Genomic DNA, 19210 nt, shown 5'->3' on the forward strand with positions numbered 1-19210 from the left:
GTTCCGGATGGCGGATCCTCTCCACGATAACGGGCAAGAAGCCGAAACGGAGAGGGTGTTGGCGAGAACGCACCCCTCCGAGCTGGGACAGAGACCCGCTGGCATATGCCAGCGGGATGTCCCGGCCGCCGGACCTCGTCTGATCGCGGCTTCACTTCCTGTAGCCACGGGACTGCGTCGGGAAACTTTTACGGCGCCGTGATGGAAATATCTACAGCACCGCGCCGAGGAACTCCCGGGTCCGCTCGTGCTCGGGCTCGCTGAAGATCCGCTCCGGCGGGCCCGCCTCGATGATCCGCCCCGAGTCGAACATCAGGACCTGGTCGGAGATGTCCCGGGCGAAGTTCATCTCGTGGGTCACGCAGAGCATCGTGATGTCCGTGGTGCGGGCGATGTCCCGGAGCAGGTCGAGGACGCCCGCGACCAGCTCCGGGTCGAGCGCCGAGGTCACCTCGTCGAGGAGCAGCACCTTGGGCCGCATCGCCAGTGCCCGCGCGATCGCGACCCGCTGCTGCTGGCCGCCGGAGAGCCGGGTCGGCCGGGCGTCGGCCCTGTCGGCGAGGCCCACCAGGTCCAGCAGCTCCCGCGCCCGCTCCTCCGCCTCCTCCCGGGACAGGCCCAGCACCGTCACCGGGGCCTCGGTGATGTTGCGCAGCACGCTCATGTTCGGGAACAGGTTGAACTGCTGGAACACCATCCCGATCTGCTTGCGGACCTCCCGCAGCTCCTTCTCGGAGGCCGGGAAGAGCCGCTGCCCGTCGACGGTGACGGTGCCGGTGTCCGGCTTCACCAGGGTCATCAGCAACCGCAGGATGGTGGTCTTGCCGGACCCGGAGGGCCCGATCAGGGTGACGTGCCGGCCCGCCTGCACGGTGAGGTCGAGCCCGTCGAGGACGGTGTTGTCCCCGAACCGCTTGCTCACCCCCTCCAGGCGGACGAGATCGGTGCCCGGGGTGCCGGGCCTGGCCGGCTGCTTGCTGGTCTCAACGGACAAGGCGACGCTCCAGGGTGCGCAGGAGGAGGGAGGCGAGGTAGGAGATGACGACGAAGGCGACGCCGATCACCGTCACCGGCTCGGTGAACTGGAAGTGCTGCTGGGAGAAGAGCCGCGCCTGGCCCAGCATCTCCAGCACGGTGATCGACATCAGGACCGGTGTGTCCTTGAGCATCGAGATCACGTAGTTGCCGAGCGGCGGCACGACCCGGCGCAGCGCCTGCGGCAGGACGACCGCGCACCAGGTCCGCCGCGCGGGCAGGCTGAGCGCCGTGGCCGCCTCCCACTGGCCGGCCGGCACCGCCTCGATACCGGCCCGGTAGACCTGCATGGTGTACGTCGAGTAGTGCAGGCCGATCGCGAGGACACCGGTGGTCAGCGCGGACAGGGTCAGACCCCACTCGGGCAGCACGTAGAAGAGGAAGAACAGCTGCACCAGCAGCGGGGTGTTGCGCACGAACTCGGTCACCACGCCGACCGGCCAGCGCACCCACCTGGTCGGCGTCCGCATCAGCAGCGTCCAGACCAGTCCCAGCGAGAACGAGATCAGCGAACCGAGGACCAGCGCCTGGAGGGTGACCAGCAGGCCGTCCCAGAAATGCGGCATGAACTCGTGCACGGCGTTCCAGTCCCACGTCACGCGACACCACCGACCCCGGTCGTCTGCGCACGCTTGGCCTCACGTGCCGTCCGCTCGTCCCCCGGGTCCTTGCCGATCCCGGCCTTCAGCCGCTTCTCCAGCCCGCGCATCAGCCGCGTGATGGCGAACGCGATCACGAAGTAGACCAGGAGCAGGTACGTGTAGATGTGCGCGCTCTCCTGGAGCGCCAGGCGCACCAGGTTCCCGCTGAACGCCAGGTCGCCCATGCCGGTGACCGACACCAGCGCGGTGCCCTTGAGCAGCTCGACCAGCAGGTTGCAGAAGGACGGGATCATCTCCGGCACCGCCTGCGGCAGCAGGATCAGCCGCAGCCGCTGCCAGGGCGTGAAGCCGAGCGCGATCCCGCCCTCCTGCTGCGCCGGGTCGACCGCGTTCAGCGCCCCGCGCACGATCTCCGAGCCGTACGCGCCGTAGGTCAGCCCGAGCGCGAGCGTGCCCGCCCACATCGGCACCAGCTGCCAGCCGAAGGCGACCGGCAGCACGAAGAACACCCAGAAGATCATCACCAGCGCCGAGGTGCCGCGGAACACCTCGGTGTAGACACCGGCGAGGAACCGGACGAACCAGTGCCGGTTCGTCCGGGCCACGCCCACCACGAAGGCCACCGCCGTCATCAGCGCCCCGCTGAGCACCAGCAGCTGCACGGTCGTCCAGGCACCCTTGATCACGAGGTCCCACAGTCCCGAGGTCATCCGCCGCACAGCTCCTTCGCCGTCAGGTCGGTCATCTCGGCCTTGGTGAAGCCGAACGGCCGCAGGATCCGGAACAGTTCGCCGCTCTTCTTCAGCTTGCGCAGCTCCACGTTGAAGGCGTCCCGCAGCCCGGTCTCCGCCGACCGGAACGCGAACGCGCCCCCGTCCACGTGCGGTTCGCCGTCCACGAGCGGTGCGAAGGCCTCCGTCGCCTCGGCCTTGGCGGACTTCTTCACGACCGCGCGGGTGGTGAGCGCGGTCCCGGCGAAGACGTCGACCCGCCCCGCCTCCACCGCGTTCAGTCCGGCGACCTGGTCCGGCACGATCAGGATGTCGCTCTCCGCGTACCCGGCCTCGACCGCGTACCGGATCTCCGCGTACCCGGTGCCGGTGGCGAACCTCGCCTTCTTCGCCACGACGTCCTCGTAGTCGTGCAGCCCCTTCGGGTTCCCCTTGCGCACGATGAACGAGTCGAGCATCTGGTAGTCGGGGTCGGCGAAGATCACCTGCTCGCACCGCTCCGGGTTGACGTACATCCCGGCGGCCACGACATCGAACTGCTGCGAATTCAGTCCGGGAATCAGCGAACCGAACTCGGTCGGCACCGGCTGGACCGTGTCCACCCCGAGCCGCTTGAACACCGCCTTCGCCAACTCCGGTGCCTCACCGGTGAGATGACCGTCCCTGTCGATGTACCCGAAGGGGATCTCACCGGCGATCCCGAGCCGTACGACACCCTGGGCGCGCAGCCGTTGCAGCAGGTCACCGCCGTCCTTGCCGGAGGCGGTGGCCACCCGGGAGCACCCGGCGGCGGCGAGTGCGCCGAGGGCCGCTGCCCCCGCGAGCACCGCCCGCCGAGAATGTCTGGATTCATTCCCGGATGTGTGTATGTCGTTCCCATGTGGTGGAGCCATGGCGGCGCGGCTACCCGGGGTCAACCGACTTATGCACCATGGATTGCATGGGCAATCGATGCATCGAAGTCTCGCTGGTCAGCCGCGGGGTCACCGCCAGGGCCCGACTCCTCGACGACCGCGCTCCGCTCACCTGCGCCGCCGTCTGGGACGCCCTGCCGCTGGCCGGCGACGTCTACCACGCCAAGTACGCCCGCAACGAGATCTACGCGCTTTTCCCGCCATTCGCGTCGGCCGAACCGCCCCTGGAGAACCCGACCGTCACCCCCGTCCCGGGCGACCTGTGCTACTTCTCCTTCGCCGGAACGGAACTGGGCACGAAGGCCTACGGCTACGACCGCGAGGTGCGCGCCGGCACCACCGTGGTCGACCTGGCCCTGTTCTACGAACGCAACAACCTGCTCCTCAACGGCGACGTGGGGTGGGTGCCGGGCATCGTCTGGGGCCAGGTGATGGCCGGTCTGGAGGAACTGGCCGAGGCCTGCAACGACCTGTGGCGCACCGGGGCGGCGGGGGAGACCCTGGCGTTCCGCCGGGCGTAGCCCGACGTCAGATTGCCACCGTGCGGTCCGGCACCGCGGCCACCCCCGCCTCGTACAGCGCGTGCGCCGCCCGCAGCACCAGGTCGTCGCGGTGGCGGGCGGCCACGATCTGGAGGCCGACCGGCAGGCCCCCGGCGTCCCGGCCCACCGGGACCGTCGCGGCCGGCTGCTGGGTCAGGTTGAACGGGTAGGTGAAGGGGGTCCAGCCCGTCCAGCGGCGGTGGCCCGAGCCCTTCGGCACCTCCGCCCCCGCCTCGAACGCCGTGAGCGGCAGCGTCGGCGTCACCAGCAGGTCGTACCGCTCGTGGAAGAGGCCCATCCGGCGGCCCAGGTCCATCCGGACGTCCACCGCCGCGAGGTACTCCAGCGCGCTCAGCCGGGCACCGGCCGTACGGATCTCCCGCAGCCCGGGATCCAGCAGCTCGCGCTGCCCGGGCGTGAACCGCTGGGTCAGCCGGGCCGCCCCCGCGAACCACAGCGTGTGGAACGCCTCCACCGGGTCGCTGAGGTCGGGGTCGGTCTCCTCGACGTACGCCCCCAGCCCGGCCAGCCCCGCCACCGCCCGCCGTACCGCCGCGGCGACCGCCGGACGCACCGCCACCTGGCCGCCGAGCGACGGCGAGAAGGCCACCCGCAGGCCGCGCACGCCTCCGGCCAGCCCGGCCAGGAAGGACCCCGGCGCCGGTCCCAGCGCCGACCAGTCCCGGGCGTCCGGCGCCCCGATCACGTCCAGCAGCAGCGCCGCGTCGGCCGCGTCCCGGGCCATCGGACCCACGTGCGACAAGGTCCCGAAGGCGCTCGCGGGGTGGAGCGGCACCCGCCCGTACGTCGGCTTCAGCCCGAAGATCCCGCAGAACGCGGCCGGGATGCGCACGCTGCCGCCGCCGTCCGTGCCGAGGGAGAGCGGACCCGCGCCCAGGGCCACCGCCGCCGCGCTGCCGCCGCTGGAGCCGCCGGCGGTGCGCGAGGTGTCGTACGGATTGCGGGTGACACCGCAGAGCGGGGAGTCCGTGACGCCCTTCCAGCCGTACTCGGGCGTGGTCGTCTTCCCGATGAACACCGCGCCGTGCTCGCGCAGCCGGGCCACCGAGGGCGCGTCCTCCTCCCAGCGCCCCTCGGGCGAGACCGTTCTGGAGCCGCGCAGGGTCGGATGGCCGCGCATCAGGAGGATGTCCTTCACGGTCACCGGGACCCCGTCGAGCAGCCCCCGCGGCTCGCCCCGCCGCCACCGCTCCTCGGACGCCCGCGCCCGCGCCAGCGCGTCCTCCTCCGTGAGCCGGACGAACGCGTTGACCTCCGGCTGGATCCGCGCCGCCCGCTCCAGCGCCGCCCGGACCACCGCCACCGGCCCGAACTCGCCCCGGCGGTAGCCGTCGAGGAGTTGCCGGGCGGTGCGGTCGGTGAGCTCCATGGGGTCCCTCCCGGGGGTCAGTGACCTGGCACGTATCCGCGTTCCTTGTCGACCACGTTCGGCAGAGACCTGCCCGCGGCCCAGCGCTCGTACAACTCCACGAACTGCGTTCCCAGTTCGTCCCGCCAGCCGACCGTGTCCCCGCTCATGTGGGGGGACACGATCAGACCCGGCACCCGCCACAACGGGCTGTCGGCGGGCAGCGGTTCGGTGCCGAGGACGTCCAGCGCGGCGGCCGCGATCCAGCGCCGCGTCAACGCCGTGACCAGGGCCTCCTCGTCCACCAGCGGACCGCGGCCGACGTTGATGAAGCAGGCCGACGGCTGCATCACACCGAACCGGTGCGCGTCGAACATGCCCCGCGTCCGCTCGGTCAGCGGGGCGGCCGAGACCACCCAGTCCGCGCGGGACATCAGCCGGTCCAGGTCGCCGGGGCCGTGCACGCCGGTGCGCGGGACGCGCCCGACCAGCGCGGTGGTCACGTCGAGCGCCTTCAGGGTGCGCACGATCGCCCGGCCGATCGGACCGGAGCCGACCACGCACGCGCGGGTGCCGGCCACCCGGCGCGTCTCCCGGTGCCGCCAGGTCCGCTCCCGCTGGAGATCGAGGGTCCGCGGCAGGTCCTTGGCGACGGCCAGCACCAGCGCGGCCACGTACTCGGCGATCGGCCGGTCGAAGATCCCGCGCGCGTTGGTGACGACCGTGTCGGACGCGGCCAGCTCGGGGCACATCAGATGGTCCACGCCCGCGCTCGCCGTGTGCACCCAGCGCGGCCGTGGCCCCTCGCCCGGCCAGGCCTCGCGGACCGCCCGCGAGGCGAAGTCCCAGACCAGCAGGACGTCGGCGGCCGGCAGCCGGGCGGCCAGGCCGGCCGCGTCCGTGTGCACGATCCGGGCACGCCCGGTGAGCCGGCCCAGCCGCGGCGGCGGGTCGGCGTCGAGGACCAGCAAGGTGGGCACGGGGGGCGTCATGCGGGGCGGTCTCCCGGTCTGCGACGGCGTCTGACATGCGCGGACGGATCGTCTGACATGCGCGGATTGACCACGCTCGCACCCGAACCTACCTTCGTCAACACGGGCGTATCCGTCGACCGTTGCCCCTCGACTTCCAGCGTGAGGCCGGTGACTTCCCATGGACGTCTCCTTTCTGGGCGGACCTCTTCCACAGCGCGGCATCGGCGTGGTGGCACCGTTCGACTTCGCGCTCGACCGCGAGCTGTGGCGCTGGGTGCCGGACACCGTCTCCCTGCATCTGACCAGGACGCCCTTCGTGCCCGTCGAGGTCGGCCTCGACCTGGCCCGGCTGGTCAGCGAGCACGAGACCCTCGGCGAGGCGGTGCGGGCGCTCACCGCCGTCGCCCCCGAGGTCGTCGCCTACGCCTGCACCTCCGGCAGCTTCGTCGGCGGGATCGCCGGTGAGCGCGCGATGTGCGAGGCGATGACCCGCTCCGGCGCGGTGCCGTCGGTGACCACCTCCGGGGCGCTCCTGGAGGCGCTGACCGAGCTGGGCGTACGACGGCTCGCGCTGGTCACGCCGTACACCGTCTCGGTGACCCGGGTGCTGGAGCGGTACGTCGCGGAGGCGGGCACGGTGGTCGCGGGCTGCGCGTTCATGGGGCTGACCAGGCACATCTGGCAGGTGCCGTACCGGGACGTGGCCGTCATGGCACGCAAGGCGGTACGGCCCGGGGCCGCCGACGCCCTGTTCATCTCCTGCACCAACCTGCCCACCTACGACGTCATCCCCCAGCTGGAGGCGGAGCTGCGCATCCCCGTCCTGTCCGCCAACCAGGTCACGATGTGGGCGGCGCTGCGCAGGCTGGGTACCCGAGCGGTGGGCCCCTATCAGGCGCTGATCCGTCACGGGGACGGATCGACCGCGCCGCGGGAGTGGCCCGTACTGCCGGAAGAACAGCAGGAAGGCTGGACATGACAGCGCTAGGACTCCTCTACCCGGGGCACTCGGCCGAGGACGACTACCCCCGCATCGAGCAGTTGCTCGGCAGCGACATCCGGGTGGACGTCGTCCACACCGACATCGGCGAGGACGCGCACCGGGTGGACGCGCTGCGCGAGATGGGCTCCGAGCGGCGGCTGGCCGCGGGCGTCGCGGAGCTGCGGCTGACGGGCGCGGACGCGGTGATCTGGGCGTGCACCAGCGGAAGCTTCGTGTACGGCTGGGAGGGCGCCCAGCAGCAGGTCCGCGCGCTCGCCCGGGCGGCCGGGCTGCCGGCCTCCTCGACGTCCTTCGCGTTCGTGCGCGCGGCGCGGGAGCTCGGGCTGCGGCGGGTGGCGGTGGGCGCGACCTACCCGGACGACGTGGCCGCCCTCTTCGCGGACTTCCTGCGGGCCGGGGGCCTGGAGGTGACCGGCGTCCGCTCCTGCGGGGTCGTCACGGCGGCGGAGGTGGGGACGTGGGGCGAGGAGGAGGTGCTGACGCTGGCGCGGGCCGCGGACGACCCCGGGGCGGAGGCGGTCCTGCTGCCGGACACGGCGCTGCACACGGCCGCGCACCTGTCCCTGCTGGAGAAGGCGCTGTCGAAACCGGTGCTCACGGCCAACCAGGTCACCGTCTGGGAGGGCCTGCGCCTGGCGGACCGCAGGGTCAACGCCCCCTCCCTCGGCACCCTCTTCACCCGCGAACCGATCGTGCAGGCCTGATCCCGCAGCGCCCCCGGAGGGGCCTGCCCGCGCGAGGCCCGGCACAGCGCCCCGAAGGGGCGCGGGGAACTGCGCGACCGGCCCCCACCCGCCCGCGGCCGCGCTGCGACAGCGGGCCAGGAATAAACGGAGACATCCTCCTGTTAACGCCCCTCAGGACAGCTCAAGGCCGCGAAACAGGAGGCTCTCACCGTGTCGGCAGACGAGATCCGGGGCATCACGCACGGCACCGCCCCCGTCCCCCTCTCCGTACTGGATCTGGTGACCGTCGGCACCGGCAGCACCGCCACCGACGCACTGCGCACCAGCGTCGAGCTCGCGCGGCTCACCGAGGCGCGCGGCTTCCAGCGGTACTGGGTCGCCGAGCACCACTCGATGCCGGGCGTGGCCTCCTCCTCGCCCGCCGTGATCCTCGCCCACCTCGCCGCCCACACCGACCGCATCCGGCTCGGCTCGGGCGGCGTCATGCTGCCCAACCACGCCCCGCTGGTGATCGCGGAGCAGTTCGGCACGCTGGAGGCGCTGGCCCCCGGCCGGATCGACCTCGGGCTGGGCCGCGCCCCGGGCACCGACGGCGCCACGGCCGCCGCGCTGCGCCGCACCCAGACCCTCGCCGAGGGCGCCGACGACTTCCCGCAGCAGCTCGCCGAGCTGACCCGGTTCCTCGACGACGACTTCCCGGACGGGCACCGGTACCGCAGGATCCACGCGATCCCGGGCCCGGTGCAGAGCAGCACCCCCGGCGGTGTGCAGTCGCCGCACCGCCCGCCCGTGTGGCTGCTCGGCTCCTCCGGGTTCAGCGCCCGGCTGGCCGGCATGCTCGGGCTGCCGTTCGCCTTCGCGCACCACTTCTCCGCGCAGAACACCCTCCCGGCCCTCGACCTGTACCGGGAGTCCTTCAGCCCGTCCGCCGTCCTCGACGAGCCCTACGCCGTCATCGGCGTCTCGGTGCTCGCCGTGGACGAGGAGCGGGAGGCCGGCCGCCAGGTGCGGGCGGGGGCGCTGAACATGCTGCGGCTGCGGACGGGCCGGCCCGGCCTGTTCCCGGACCCGGACGACGTCGACGGGTACGAGTTCTCCCCGATGGAGGAGGAGTTCGTGCACTCCTGGACGTCCAACATCGTGTCCGGCACCGCCGACCAGGTCCGCTCCGGCCTCGACGACCTCCACAAGCGCACCGGCGCCGACGAGTTGATGCTCACCACCCACGCCCACCGCGGCGAGCTGAGGCTGCGCTCCTACGAACTGGTCGCCGACGCCTACGGTTTGCCGGCCGGGGTGTCCGCGTAGGTCCGGGTGTCCAGCAGTTCGGAGATACGATCCGCCGTCACCGGCCGGGAGTAGAGCCAGCCCTGGCCGGTGTCGCAGCCGATGTGGCGCAGCCGGGAGGCCTGCGCCGAGGTCTCCACGCACTCGGCGGTGACGGTGAGGCCGAGGCGGTGGGCCAGCTGGATCATCGCCTCGACCACCACCTCGTCGGCCGGGTTCGGGCGGTCGCCCGGGTCGTCGTACTGGAAGCCGCGCACGAAGGAGCCGTCCAGCTTGAGGACGGAGACCGGCAGGCGGCTGAGGTAGGCGAGGTTGGAGTAGCCGGTGCCGAAGTCGTCGATGGCGATCCGGACGCCCATGTCGCTGAGCGCCTGGAGGGCCTGGAGCGGGCGGCCCGCCGAGCCCATGACCGCCGACTCCGTCAGCTCCAGCTGGAGCAGGTGCGGGGCCAGCCCGGTCTCGGCGAGGGTCTCCGCCACGTCGGCGACCAGGTCGGAGTCCCAGACCTGGCGGACGGCGACGTTGACGCTGACGAAGATCGGCGGCTCGCCGGGGTGGTCCAGCTGCCAGCGGCGGGCCTGGCGGCAGGCGGTGGTCAGGGCCCAGCGGCCGAGCGGGACGATCGAGCCGTCCTCCTCCGCCAGACCGATGAACCGATTCGGCGTCAGGGTGCCGAACTGCGGGTGGTGCCAGCGCACCAGCGCCTCGACCCCGCTCAGCCGGCCGTCCCCCATGCCCACCAGCGGCTGGTACTCCAGCACGAACTCGCCGCGCTCGATGGCCGGGCGGAGGGTGGAGGAGAGCGCCTGGCGGGTCATGCGGTGGGCGTTGCGCTCCGGGTCGAACAGCGTCCAGCGGGACTTGCCGTCGGCCTTCGCCCAGTAGAGGGTCGTGTCGGCGGCCTGCATCAGGCCGGTGGCGGTGGTGCCCGCCGCGTGCCGCTCCACCACCCCGATCGACGCCGACAGCGACAGCCGCTGGCCGGCCAGGTCGAACGGCGCCTGGAGGGCGGCCAGCGCCGACTCGGCCAGGTCGGCCAGCTGCTCGGTACCGGTGGAGTCCTCGACCAGCAGGGCGAACTCGTCGCCGCCCAGGCGGGCGACGAGCGGGGCCCCGGCCCGTGCGAAGCCGGCCTCGTCGGCCACCCGGGTCAGCCGTTCGGCGACGGAGGCCAGCAGCCGGTCGCCGACCCGGTGGCCGAGGGTGTCGTTGACCGCCTTGAAGCCGTCGAGGTCCAGATAGCACAGACCGATCCGGCCGGTGCCGCTGCGCTCGTACGACTCCGCCTCCAGCGCGGCCGAGAGCCGCTCGAAGAACAGGGTCCGGTTGGGCAGCCGGGTCACCGGGTCGTGCATCTGCAAGTGCCGTAGCCGGGCCTGGAGTTCGCGCCGGTCGCTGATGTCCGAGACCGAAACCAGCACCCCCGGCGCGTCCTTGGCGAGCGGTGCGACGGTCACCTGGGCCCACACCGAGTGCCCGTCGGGGTGCTTCAGCCGCCGGGTGCAGCGCAACTTGGCGTTCCTGCCGCGCAGTACCTCGCGATAGGCGTGCCAGGTACGGGCGTCGGAGGCCAGGTCCACCAGGTCCGCGGCGGCCCGACCGGGCAGTCCGGCCGGATCGGCGCCGATCAGGGTGGCGAACGCCTCGTTGGCGGTGGCGACCAGGCCTTCGCGGTCGACCACGGCCATGGGCAGCGTGGCGCCCGCGAAGGCGTGCTCGTACGTCTTCTGCTCTGTCGTCCCGTACGACTTCCGATAGCTCTTGTCACTGTCTGTGACGGCGGACCGGTCGAGGTCTGCCGCGGGCGTCGGCCCTTCGGACGTTCCGCTCACCGCTCGCTCCCGCAGTGCACTCGATCGCTGTCCGTGCAGGAAAGTGTGCCGATCATAGAGGCTGGCCCGGAGGCCTTCCAGCCACTCTCCAGTGTCCCCGATGAACCGGGTGTTCTGACAGATCGTTTCTGCCCGCACCTGGACGGGTTCTTGAGGCACCCGACCACTTGTGACGTTCCGTGAGTGTGTCGGGGTGTCGGCCGTTCGGGTCGTCCGGCGGCCACCTGGGGGTTCCTCACCCTTCTGGTGCAGATAAACAGGTCATACGACGACAAACTCGCACAGGCTGGGTGGCGGTGTCCCGCGAACCGCCCCGGAGGTCCTTCCGTGCCGCGTCCCCCGCTGCGCAGCACCGCCGCCGTCCTCACCACGATGGCGGCGCTCGTCGCGATGACGATCCTCACCGGACCGTCGGCGGCCGAGCCGTTCTCCACGGCGCCGTGCGCCCTGCCCCGCACCGACGCGCACCACTCCGAGGGCGTCGACACCTGGAACCCCGACTACACCCGCCCCACCCGCCCGCTCTCGGCCGTGATGGTCTTCCTCTCCTTCCCGGACGCCGCCCCGCGCACCACGCCCGCGGAGCTCGCCGCCGACCACTTCCCGGCCACCAGCCGCTACTACGAGCAGGCCTCCTACGGGAAGTTCACCATCGCACCGCACCCCATGAAGCACTGGCTGCGGATGCCCAGGCCGTCGGTCGCGTACGGGATAAGGCGGGACTGGAGCATCCCGCTGCGCGCCGCCTACCTGCGGGACGCGTTCGCGGTCGCCGATCCCGAGGTCGACTTCTCGCGCTACGACGTCGTCTACCTCGTGGCCGACCCGGACGCGCCCGGCGTGGACTCGGACGCCACCAAGGTGGTCAACCTGGACACCCCGATGCGCGTCGACGGCACCGACGTCCGCAGGGTCGTCACCGTCTTCGAGAAGCATCCGCCGGACCGGCTGGTTCTCGCCCATGAGACCGGGCACGTCTTCGACCTCCCCGACCTCTACCACCGTCCGGCGGACGGCAAGGGCGACTGGGACACCTATGTCGGCGACTGGGATCTGATGGGCAGCCAGTTCGGGCTGTCCCCGGATCTCTTCGCCTGGCACAAGTGGAAGCTGGGATGGCTGGATCCGCGCCAGGTGGTGTGCGTACGGGGGACCGGGCCGGTCCGGCTGACGCTGGAGCCGCTGTCCGCCGGGCCGGGCGGGTCCGCCCTGGGGACGGCCGGCGCCCCGGCCTTCGGGCTCGGCGGCGGCACCAAGCTGGCGGTCGTGCGCACCGGTCCGCACAGCGTGCTGGCCTTCGAGGCGCGCGGCGCCTCCGGCAACGACAGCGCGGCCTGCCGGCAGGGCGTCCTGGTCTACCGGGTCCGCGACGAGACGGCCTCCGGCGGCGGCCCCGTCGAGGTGATCGACGCCCACCCGGACACCGAGGCCTGCTGGGAGACCTCGGTCTACCCGCCGCTCGCCGACGCCCCGGTCGCGCTCGGCGAGAGCTTCACGGTGCCGGGGGACGGGGTGAAGGTGGAGGCGGAGAGCCGGACGGCGTCGGGCGCCTGGAACGTGAGGATCACACCGGGGGAGCCGGGCGGACCGGGCTGAACCGCCCCGGAGACGTGAAAACGTTCGGGCCAGGCTCACAGGAGCCTGGCCCGAACGTTCTACTCTGCGTGCGCCGCCAGGGACTCGAACCCCGGACCCGCTGATTAAGAGTCAGCTGCTCTAACCAACTGAGCTAGCGGCGCCTGCTGACGTCGTAGACCTTAGCATCCTGATCGGCGGGAGGAAAAATCGATATCCGCACGGCCGCCCGGGCCGCCCGCACCGCCGCCCACAGCATGATCTCGGGGCCCGGAAGCCACGGGTGCCGGGTGTCCGGGGCGACCAGCCAGCGGGACCCGGCCGGGCCGGGGGAGGGCTCGGCCCGCGGCGCCGGGACGGTCACCGCGTCGCCGGTGCCGTGGCACAGCAGCGGCGGTACGGCCCGGCCGCGGCCGCCCCACTCCTCCCAGTCCAGCAGCGAGGGCAGCCGCTGGGCGGTGCCCGGAGCGGCGAACAGGAGCGTCCGGCCCCGGAACACCGCGACCGGCCCCGAGCCCGGCCCCTCGTCCCACAGCCGGTCCAGCATCCGGCGGCCGAACATCGCCGGGGCGCTCACCACGTCGAACGAGCTGCCGCAGGGCAGGACGACCGGGGCGTCCGGCCGCTCCTCCCAGAGCGCGAGCGTGCTCCGCGGATACGTTCCTGCGGAGGCCAGCCAGGCGGCTCCGTCGGAGGTGACCCCGGCCGCGTCGTCGCGGCCGGCGGGGCCGGGGTGGGGCGCCTCGTACGAGTTGCTGCTCATACGGAATTGATACCCCGCGTGCACGCACGCTCGCCCTCGGTTGCGAAAAACCGGGACGCCCCGCCCCACACCGGGTATCTTGCCCGCCCGGCATATGCCGTCCGCTAGATCTGCTCGGGCCCCTGCCCCTCCAGCCCCTTCAGCAGGTCCCGGCCGAACTCGACCATCTTCTTCGCGTAGTCCTCGGTCCAGTCGGCGCGTTCCGCGATGTCCGCCGGGGTCAGCCGGTCGAAGCGGCGCGGGTCGGCGAGCTGGGCCGCGGCCATCGCCTGGAACTCCACCGCCCGGTCGGTGGCCGCGCGGAACGCCTGGGTCAGCTCCGTCGCGCGCGCCAGCAGCACCTTGGGGTCGTCGATCGACTCCAGGTCGAAGAAGTGCTCCGGGTCGGCGACCGCTTCCACGGGCTCGAAGAGCAGGGGCGCGGGGCGTAGCCGCGGTTCGTTCCGACGCGGCGTGGGCTCCGCCATGTCTGGTCCTCCTCGTACGGTCCTACGGTTCGATGGCCACCGTCCATTGTCTCGCGCCCGCGCAAGGCCACCCCCAGGCCGACGCGTGACACTCCGCACGCCCGAACACACGAACCCCGTCACGGCTTCCAGGGGACGCGGTGTTCGGTCAGGTGGGCGAGGACGGCGTGGTTGGCCTCCCAGCCGTCGGGGGCTGCGACCCGTCGGCCGCCTCCGGCGGCGTGCCGGACTCCGTCCGGCGGGTGGGGCCCGGCAGCGCAGGTCGGCCGGCGGGCACCGAAGCGTTGGTCACGGCTTCCAAGGGACGCGGTGTTCGGTCAGGTGGGCGAGGACGGCGTGGTTGGCCTCCCAGCCGTCGGGGAATTTGACGACCGTGCCCAGTTGGACGGGTTCCGTCGACGGGTAGTCGTCGAGGAGGTCGGTCACGCCCGCGCGGCAGACCACGATGCACGCGTGGCGGTGCCGGGAGGCCAGCACGCACAGGCGCCCCGTCTCCAGGTGGAAGGCGGTCGCGTCGGGGCGGCCGGAGAGCGGGTGGAGCACCACCGTGACGTCGTACTCGCGGCCCTGGAGCCGATTGGCCGTGTCGACCGTGACATCGCGCACGCCCAGCTCCGCCAGGGCCGCGCGGACCGCCGCCGCCTGGTCCCGGTGGGCCGTGCCGACCGCGACCCGGTCGGCGGTGAGGGGCGTGGCGTCCGGTGAGCGCTCCGAGACGGCGGCGCCGCCCCGGTCGAGCAGCCGCCGCACCACCACCGCCACCGCCCGGACCGCCTCCGGGTCGGTGCGCGGGGTGTGCCGGGCGGGCAGCTCCAGCAGGCCCCAGCCGGACTCGGCCGCCTCGTCGATCACCCGGTCGGGCCCGGAGCCGTCGCCGGGCACGGCGAAGGTGAGGCGGCGGTCGCCGTGGCCGGTGCCGCTGCGGAACGGGGTGTACGGGTAGAACGCGCCGGAGACCAGCGGGGCGGCGGAGGCGGGCAGCCGCCAGGAGACGGGGAGGCGGTGCTGGGGCAGGCCCGGGTTGTGCGCGAGCAGGGTGAAGACCGCCGAGCCCGAGGGGTCGTACGACAGGCCCGCCCACTGCTCGCTGCCCACGATCGCGAACGGGTCCAGCTGGCCCGGGTCGCCCACGAACAGCGCCCGCTCGAACAGCCCGGCCACCGCGAGGAGCGAGTCCGAGCGCATCTGGTACGCCTCGTCCACGATCGCGTGCCGCCAGGGCTCGTCCACCTTCACGTGCGCCCACTTCGCGGCCGTGGACAGCACGACCGGCGTCTCCCTGAGGTCGCCCGCCTTCGCCGACTTGCGGACGTTCGGCAGGTCGTCCAGTGCCTTGTCGTACGGGTCGGCGTCACTGCTGTGCAGCCGGCCGACGGGCAGCTCCGGGTTCTTCTCGGCGAGCCTGAGGACCAGGTCGTCGACCTGGGCGTTGGTCTGCGCGACCACCATCAGCGGGCGCCCCGCGTCCGCGAGTTCCAGCGCCGCGCGGACCACCAGCGTCGACTTGCCGGCGCCCGGCGGCGAGTCCACGACCACACCCCGGTCGGTGCCGTGCAGGGTGTCGTGGAGGATCGCGGCGGTGGCCCGGGCCGCGGCCGTCCCGGGGTCGAAGTCCGTGGCCGTCACAGCACGTCCTCCCGCGTCACCGCGTCCGGGGTCTCCTGGACGGCCTCGCCCGGCGGCCCGCCGTGCGTCCACGGAGTCGCCTCCGGGTCGGGCAGCTTCGCCCCGCCGCGCTGCTCGTGCTCGAACAGGGTGAGGACGAGCCGGTCGCCCTTCTCCGGGACGGAACCCTCCTCCGGTTCCTTTCCACGGCCCATCTTGTCGAGCACACGCAGCACCAGGACCCCCTCGGCCTCGAACCCGGCGAACTCCAGCGACTGCGGCTTCCCGCCCAGCGAGCGGTACACCTTCACCCGCTCGCCGAGGTGCGGCCGGTCCTCGGTGCGCACCGTCACCAGCGGGCGCGGGCTGGGCCGCTTGCCCTCGCTGTACGCCATCACCACATCGAGGACCTCGCCCGCGAACGCCTCCCCGGTCAGCCGCCGCCCCGCCATCACCAGCGGGTCGTCGAGCGCCTCCTGGGCGTCCAGCCGGGCCTGTTCGCGCTCGCGCGTGGCCAGCTTGTTCGCGGCGGTCACCGCGTCGTCGCGGCGCGGCTGCGGGGGCTCTCCGGCCAGGACGCGGTCGCGGTGGCCGGTGAACGACCAGCGGTCGCGCGTCCACCGCTCCTCGGCACGGGCGCCCTCGGGCAGCCCGCGCAGCAGGTCCAGCCCCTGCCAGACCGCGTCCCAGGTGGGCCGGGTGCGGCTCTCCACCAGCGCGAGGACCTCCCGCTCGGCGGCGGTGAGAACGGCCAGCCGGGCGTCGGCCTGGAGGCCGTCCTCGGCGGTGGCGAGGGCGGTGCGGGCCCGGTCGTAGCGCTCGAAGGCGGGGGCCAGCAGCCTGTTGTCGAAGGCGGGGTCGGTGGCGGGTCCGGCCGGCGGGCACAGCAACTGACCGTCCCCGTCCCGCGCCAGCTCGGCCCGCCGGGCCGCCGCCGCGCCCGTGCTGCCCCGCGGGGGGTCGATCCAGGCGAGCAGCGCCCCCAGGTGCTGGTCCTCCACGCCGGACTGACCGGTCGCCCAGTGCCGGGACAGCAGGTCCGTCATGGCGAGCAGCAGGGCGGAGCCGGGGACCCGGGCGCGCTCCCCGAAGTGGGTGAGCCAGCGGCCCAGCAACGGCACCCGGGGCGGGGCCGGATAGGGCGTCTCCGGGTCCTGCTCCGCCGTGCGCCGGAACCGCATCGAGCGGCCCAGCAGCCGTACGTACTCGATGCCCGCGCGGCCCGGGACGATCAACTGGGGTGCGTCCGAGCAGAGTTCGACCTCGACCTTGACCCGCTTGCCGGTCTCCGGGTCGGTCTCGGTGCGCTCGGCGGCCTCCACGGACCCGGCGTAGGAGTCCAGATGGGGCAGGACGACGTCGGCGAGTTCGGCGAGGAAGGCGAAGCGCAGGTCGCGGTCGCGCGGCTGGGGCACGACCAGCAGCCGCGGGGCGTCCCGGTCGGTGCCGACCAGCGCGCCGAGCGGGGCACCGGCCTCACCGGCGGTGGTCAGCGGCACCAGGACGAGCGGCCGTTCGGACAGGTGCCGGTGGCGGACGGTCGCCGCCCGCTGGGCGGTGCCGGTGCTCACGGCCTCCAGCCGGGCCAGGGTGGTGATCAGGGACACGCGGCCCCCTCCAGTGCCTCCGCCCGCAGGGCCGCCGCCCGCCGCAGGGCCGCCACCGCCGGGTCGTCCGGGTCGCCGGTCTCGCCGCGGGCCGCCGACAGGACGTCCTCGACCGTGGTCAGGCCGCCCAGTTCGGCGCGGACCGCGCGGCCGAGCGAGGTCACCTCGTCGGCCGCGCGGGAGCGCTGCCGGCAGTGGAAGGCCAGCTCGCAGGCGGACAGGCACTCGGGCGCGTACGTCGCCGGGACCGCGTCGACCGCCGCCGTCAGCTCCTCGGCGGGCCGGTCCGGGGCGAAGCAGGTGCCCTCGGGGAGGGTGTCGGCGATCTCCTGGATACGGGTGAGCCGGGCCAGCTGGCGGGCGGTGACCGCGCGCTGCTTGCGGACGTCCACGGCGCAGGCGGTGGGCAGGTTGGAGAAGTCCTTGGGGCAGACCAGCAGCACGTCGTGGCGCACGCGCGGAGCCGGGTCGAGCCGGGCGGCGACCTCCTCCAGGGCCAGCACGTACACGGCGGCCTGCCGCGCGGCCGCGCCGACCTTGGCCGCGTCCGCCGAACCGTCCAGCATCGGGAAGGACTTGATCTCCACGACCGTCCAGCTGCCGTCGGGGTGCACGACCACCGCGTCCGGCTCCAGGAACGCGGGGGAGCCGGCCACCTCCAGGGTCAGCATCGGATGGTCCAGCAGCGTCCAGCCGCCCGCCTCGGCCGCCTCCCGCAGCGCCAGCGCCGTCCGCGCCGTACGCCCCTGGGGGCCGGTCGCGGTCAGGTCGGGCACGGCGGCCCCGTCGGCCGGCTCGGCGCCCGGGTCCAGCCGGGACCGCACCAGCCGCAGCAGTTCGGCGCCGCCGTCCGCCTTCACCTTCGCCTCGAACGCGTTGCCCCGGGTCAGCGCGAACTGAGACTGGCCGAAGGCCGACGGCGCACCGAGGGCGCTCGCCAGCGCGGTCTTGTCCACCCCGGCGCCGTCCAGGATCGCCCGCCGCCGGCACCCCGGGTTCGCGGCCAGCGCCGCGAGGGCGCGCGCGTCGAGGGCCTTGGCGGGGACTTCGGGGCCGCGCAGCTCAGCGAGCTGGTGCCGGAGCGCCGTCCCCCGCGTCTGACGGAGAGGCGTCCGGTTCGGCTCCGGAGGCGAGCCGGGACTCGCGCTGCGATGGGATTCGCTCACCCGGCGAAGTCTGGCACCCGCCACTGACAATCGGGGAACCCGAGCCGTCCGAGCGTGCTGCGACGAGCGAGGCGCCCGGGGCGAACCGGACCCGGACGTGGTCCGCGCCGCGCATCACGTACGGCGTGAGCAGGAGGCCGACGCCCATCACCGCGACGCCCGCGACCGCGTCCAGGAAGTAGTGGTTGGCGGTGCCCATCACGACGATCACGGTGAGCAGCGGGTAGACCACGCCGAGCACCTTGGTCAGCCGCGTGCCGCCGTGCCGCCACAGCATGATCCCGCACCACAGCGCCCAGCCGCAGTGCAGGCTCGGCATCGCCGCGTACTGGTTGGTCATGCCGCCCAGACCGCGCGGGGCGCTGGCGTCGCCGCCCCACCAGCCGTACGAGCTGTACTGCGCCATCGTGTCCACGAAGCCGTACTCCGCGGCCAGCAGCCGGGGCGGGCAGGTGGGCAGCAGGGTGAAGCCGATCAGGCCGATGAACGTGGACGTCATCAGCCAGGTGCGGGCCCGGCGGTAGACCTCGGCGCGCCTGCGGAAGAGCCAGACCAGGATCACCGGGGTGACCAGGTAGTGCAGCGACGCGTACCAGAAGTCGGCCGGCACCCCGAGCCACGCCTCACGTGTGAACAGGCGGTTGAGCGGGTGCTCGGCGTTCAGGTGCAGCGCCTTCTCGACGCGCAGGATCGCCAGACCGTGGTCGACGGCGGTGGCTATGTTGCCGCGCGCGAGCAGGCGGCCGGCCGAGTAGCAGCCGTACACCAGCAGGATCAGCGGCAGCTCGGTCCACCAGCGCAGCCGGGCCCGCGGGACCACCTCGGTGCCCGGTGTCTCGGTCTGCGGCATCCGATCGCCCTCCCCCTTCTTCTCGTCCCCGCGCCGCCCGGTGGGCCGACCGTGTCACTTTACGGTGCCCGCGGTACCGCCCATGCGGGGCGCTCAGCCCTCAAAGACGCGGAGAGCGTCCGCCGGGTTGCCCGTTCCCGGCGCGTTCCCAGGGTGGGTGATGATGGAGAGGTCCCGCCCCCGGTTTTCCTGCCCCCGCTTC

18 protein-coding genes and 1 tRNA gene are annotated in these 19210 nt (G+C 73.2%); 5 read left to right on the forward strand and 14 right to left on the reverse strand.

Annotation, left to right across the window (positions count from 1 at the left end):
* Positions 1-211 precede the first annotated feature (211 nt).
* Genes ehuA through ehuB form a run of 4 tightly spaced genes read right to left on the reverse strand, consistent with a single transcriptional unit; the run spans position 212 to position 3261 of the window.
* Positions 212-994, reverse strand: a complete 783-nt coding sequence (gene ehuA, locus ACZ619_RS14775) for an ectoine/hydroxyectoine ABC transporter ATP-binding protein EhuA (RefSeq protein WP_469598566.1) — start codon at positions 992-994, stop codon at positions 212-214.
* Positions 984-1634: an ectoine/hydroxyectoine ABC transporter permease subunit EhuD gene (gene ehuD, locus ACZ619_RS14780; RefSeq protein ID WP_469598568.1), complete on the reverse strand. Its 651-nt coding sequence runs from the start codon at positions 1632-1634 to the stop codon at positions 984-986. The genes ehuA and ehuD overlap by 11 nt, the downstream gene beginning before the upstream one ends.
* Positions 1631-2347 carry an ectoine/hydroxyectoine ABC transporter permease subunit EhuC gene (ehuC, locus tag ACZ619_RS14785; protein ID WP_469598570.1) on the reverse strand — a complete coding sequence of 239 codons (717 nt, stop codon included), beginning with the start codon at positions 2345-2347 and terminating at the stop codon, positions 1631-1633. Before ehuC ends, ehuD begins: the two co-directional genes overlap by 4 nt.
* Positions 2344-3261, reverse strand: coding sequence for an ectoine/hydroxyectoine ABC transporter substrate-binding protein EhuB (ehuB, locus tag ACZ619_RS14790; RefSeq protein ID WP_469598572.1), 918 nt, complete (start codon positions 3259-3261; stop codon positions 2344-2346). The genes ehuC and ehuB overlap by 4 nt, the downstream gene beginning before the upstream one ends.
* Before the next feature lie 47 nt (positions 3262-3308).
* Here ehuB and ACZ619_RS14795 point away from each other — a divergent pair, with 47 nt between their 5' ends.
* The gene (locus ACZ619_RS14795) at positions 3309-3803 is read left to right on the forward strand and encodes a DUF3830 family protein (protein ID WP_469598573.1); all 495 of its coding nucleotides are present in this window, start codon (positions 3309-3311) and stop codon (positions 3801-3803) included.
* Between the two features lie 7 nt (positions 3804-3810).
* On the opposite strand, the gene ACZ619_RS14800 is transcribed toward ACZ619_RS14795, so the two are convergent.
* Both ACZ619_RS14800 and ACZ619_RS14805 read right to left on the reverse strand, forming a co-directional pair.
* Positions 3811-5214, reverse strand: a complete 1404-nt coding sequence (locus tag ACZ619_RS14800) for an amidase (RefSeq protein ID WP_469598575.1) — start codon at positions 5212-5214, stop codon at positions 3811-3813.
* A 17-nt stretch (positions 5215-5231) separates the two neighbouring features.
* Positions 5232-6185, reverse strand: a complete 954-nt coding sequence (locus ACZ619_RS14805) for a D-2-hydroxyacid dehydrogenase (protein ID WP_469598577.1) — start codon at positions 6183-6185, stop codon at positions 5232-5234.
* A 160-nt stretch (positions 6186-6345) separates the two neighbouring features.
* Between ACZ619_RS14805 and ACZ619_RS14810 the strand changes: the two genes are divergently transcribed.
* The 3 genes from ACZ619_RS14810 to ACZ619_RS14820 all read left to right on the forward strand — a co-directional run bounded on the left by ACZ619_RS14810 (position 6346) and on the right by ACZ619_RS14820 (position 9164).
* Entirely contained in the window at positions 6346-7146 is an 801-nt protein-coding gene (locus ACZ619_RS14810) for a maleate cis-trans isomerase family protein (RefSeq protein WP_469598579.1), read from the forward strand.
* On the forward strand, positions 7143-7874 hold the full coding sequence (locus ACZ619_RS14815) for a maleate cis-trans isomerase family protein (RefSeq protein WP_469598581.1): 732 nt from the start codon (positions 7143-7145) through the stop codon (positions 7872-7874). The genes ACZ619_RS14810 and ACZ619_RS14815 overlap by 4 nt, the downstream gene beginning before the upstream one ends.
* A 192-nt stretch (positions 7875-8066) precedes the next feature.
* On the forward strand, positions 8067-9164 hold the full coding sequence (locus tag ACZ619_RS14820) for an LLM class flavin-dependent oxidoreductase (RefSeq protein ID WP_469598583.1): 1098 nt from the start codon (positions 8067-8069) through the stop codon (positions 9162-9164).
* Here ACZ619_RS14820 and ACZ619_RS14825 read toward each other — a convergent pair.
* Positions 9134-10975 carry a putative bifunctional diguanylate cyclase/phosphodiesterase gene (locus ACZ619_RS14825; RefSeq protein WP_469598585.1) on the reverse strand — a complete coding sequence of 614 codons (1842 nt, stop codon included), beginning with the start codon at positions 10973-10975 and terminating at the stop codon, positions 9134-9136. The genes ACZ619_RS14820 and ACZ619_RS14825 overlap by 31 nt on opposite strands.
* Before the next feature lie 372 nt (positions 10976-11347).
* Here ACZ619_RS14825 and ACZ619_RS14830 point away from each other — a divergent pair, with 372 nt between their 5' ends.
* Positions 11348-12571 carry a M6 family metalloprotease domain-containing protein gene (locus ACZ619_RS14830; protein WP_469598755.1) on the forward strand — a complete coding sequence of 408 codons (1224 nt, stop codon included), beginning with the start codon at positions 11348-11350 and terminating at the stop codon, positions 12569-12571.
* 69 nt (positions 12572-12640) lie between these two features.
* Here ACZ619_RS14830 and ACZ619_RS14835 read toward each other — a convergent pair.
* From ACZ619_RS14835 to ACZ619_RS14865, 7 genes are all read right to left on the reverse strand, one after another.
* A tRNA-Lys gene (locus tag ACZ619_RS14835) sits at positions 12641-12714 on the reverse strand.
* Positions 12705-13313 (reverse strand): bifunctional DNA primase/polymerase, encoded by a 609-nt coding sequence (locus tag ACZ619_RS14840; protein WP_469598587.1) that lies wholly within the window; start codon positions 13311-13313, stop codon positions 12705-12707. Before ACZ619_RS14840 ends, ACZ619_RS14835 begins: the two co-directional genes overlap by 10 nt.
* A 104-nt stretch (positions 13314-13417) precedes the next feature.
* Positions 13418-13780 (reverse strand): hypothetical protein, encoded by a 363-nt coding sequence (locus ACZ619_RS14845; RefSeq protein ID WP_469598589.1) that lies wholly within the window; start codon positions 13778-13780, stop codon positions 13418-13420.
* A 288-nt stretch (positions 13781-14068) separates the two neighbouring features.
* On the reverse strand, positions 14069-15406 hold the full coding sequence (locus ACZ619_RS14850; protein ID WP_469598591.1) for an AAA family ATPase: 1338 nt from the start codon (positions 15404-15406) through the stop codon (positions 14069-14071).
* Positions 15403-16992, reverse strand: a complete 1590-nt coding sequence (locus ACZ619_RS14855; RefSeq protein WP_469598593.1) for a hypothetical protein — start codon at positions 16990-16992, stop codon at positions 15403-15405. The genes ACZ619_RS14850 and ACZ619_RS14855 overlap by 4 nt, the downstream gene beginning before the upstream one ends.
* Positions 16983-18158: a hypothetical protein gene (locus tag ACZ619_RS14860; RefSeq protein ID WP_469598595.1), complete on the reverse strand. Its 1176-nt coding sequence runs from the start codon at positions 18156-18158 to the stop codon at positions 16983-16985. Before ACZ619_RS14860 ends, ACZ619_RS14855 begins: the two co-directional genes overlap by 10 nt.
* The gene (locus ACZ619_RS14865; protein ID WP_469598597.1) at positions 18055-19008 is read right to left on the reverse strand and encodes a phosphatase PAP2 family protein; all 954 of its coding nucleotides are present in this window, start codon (positions 19006-19008) and stop codon (positions 18055-18057) included. Before ACZ619_RS14865 ends, ACZ619_RS14860 begins: the two co-directional genes overlap by 104 nt.
* Positions 19009-19210: the final 202 nt, after the last annotated feature.

The sequence above is a fragment of the Streptomyces sp. NPDC104367 genome (assembly GCF_055583825.1).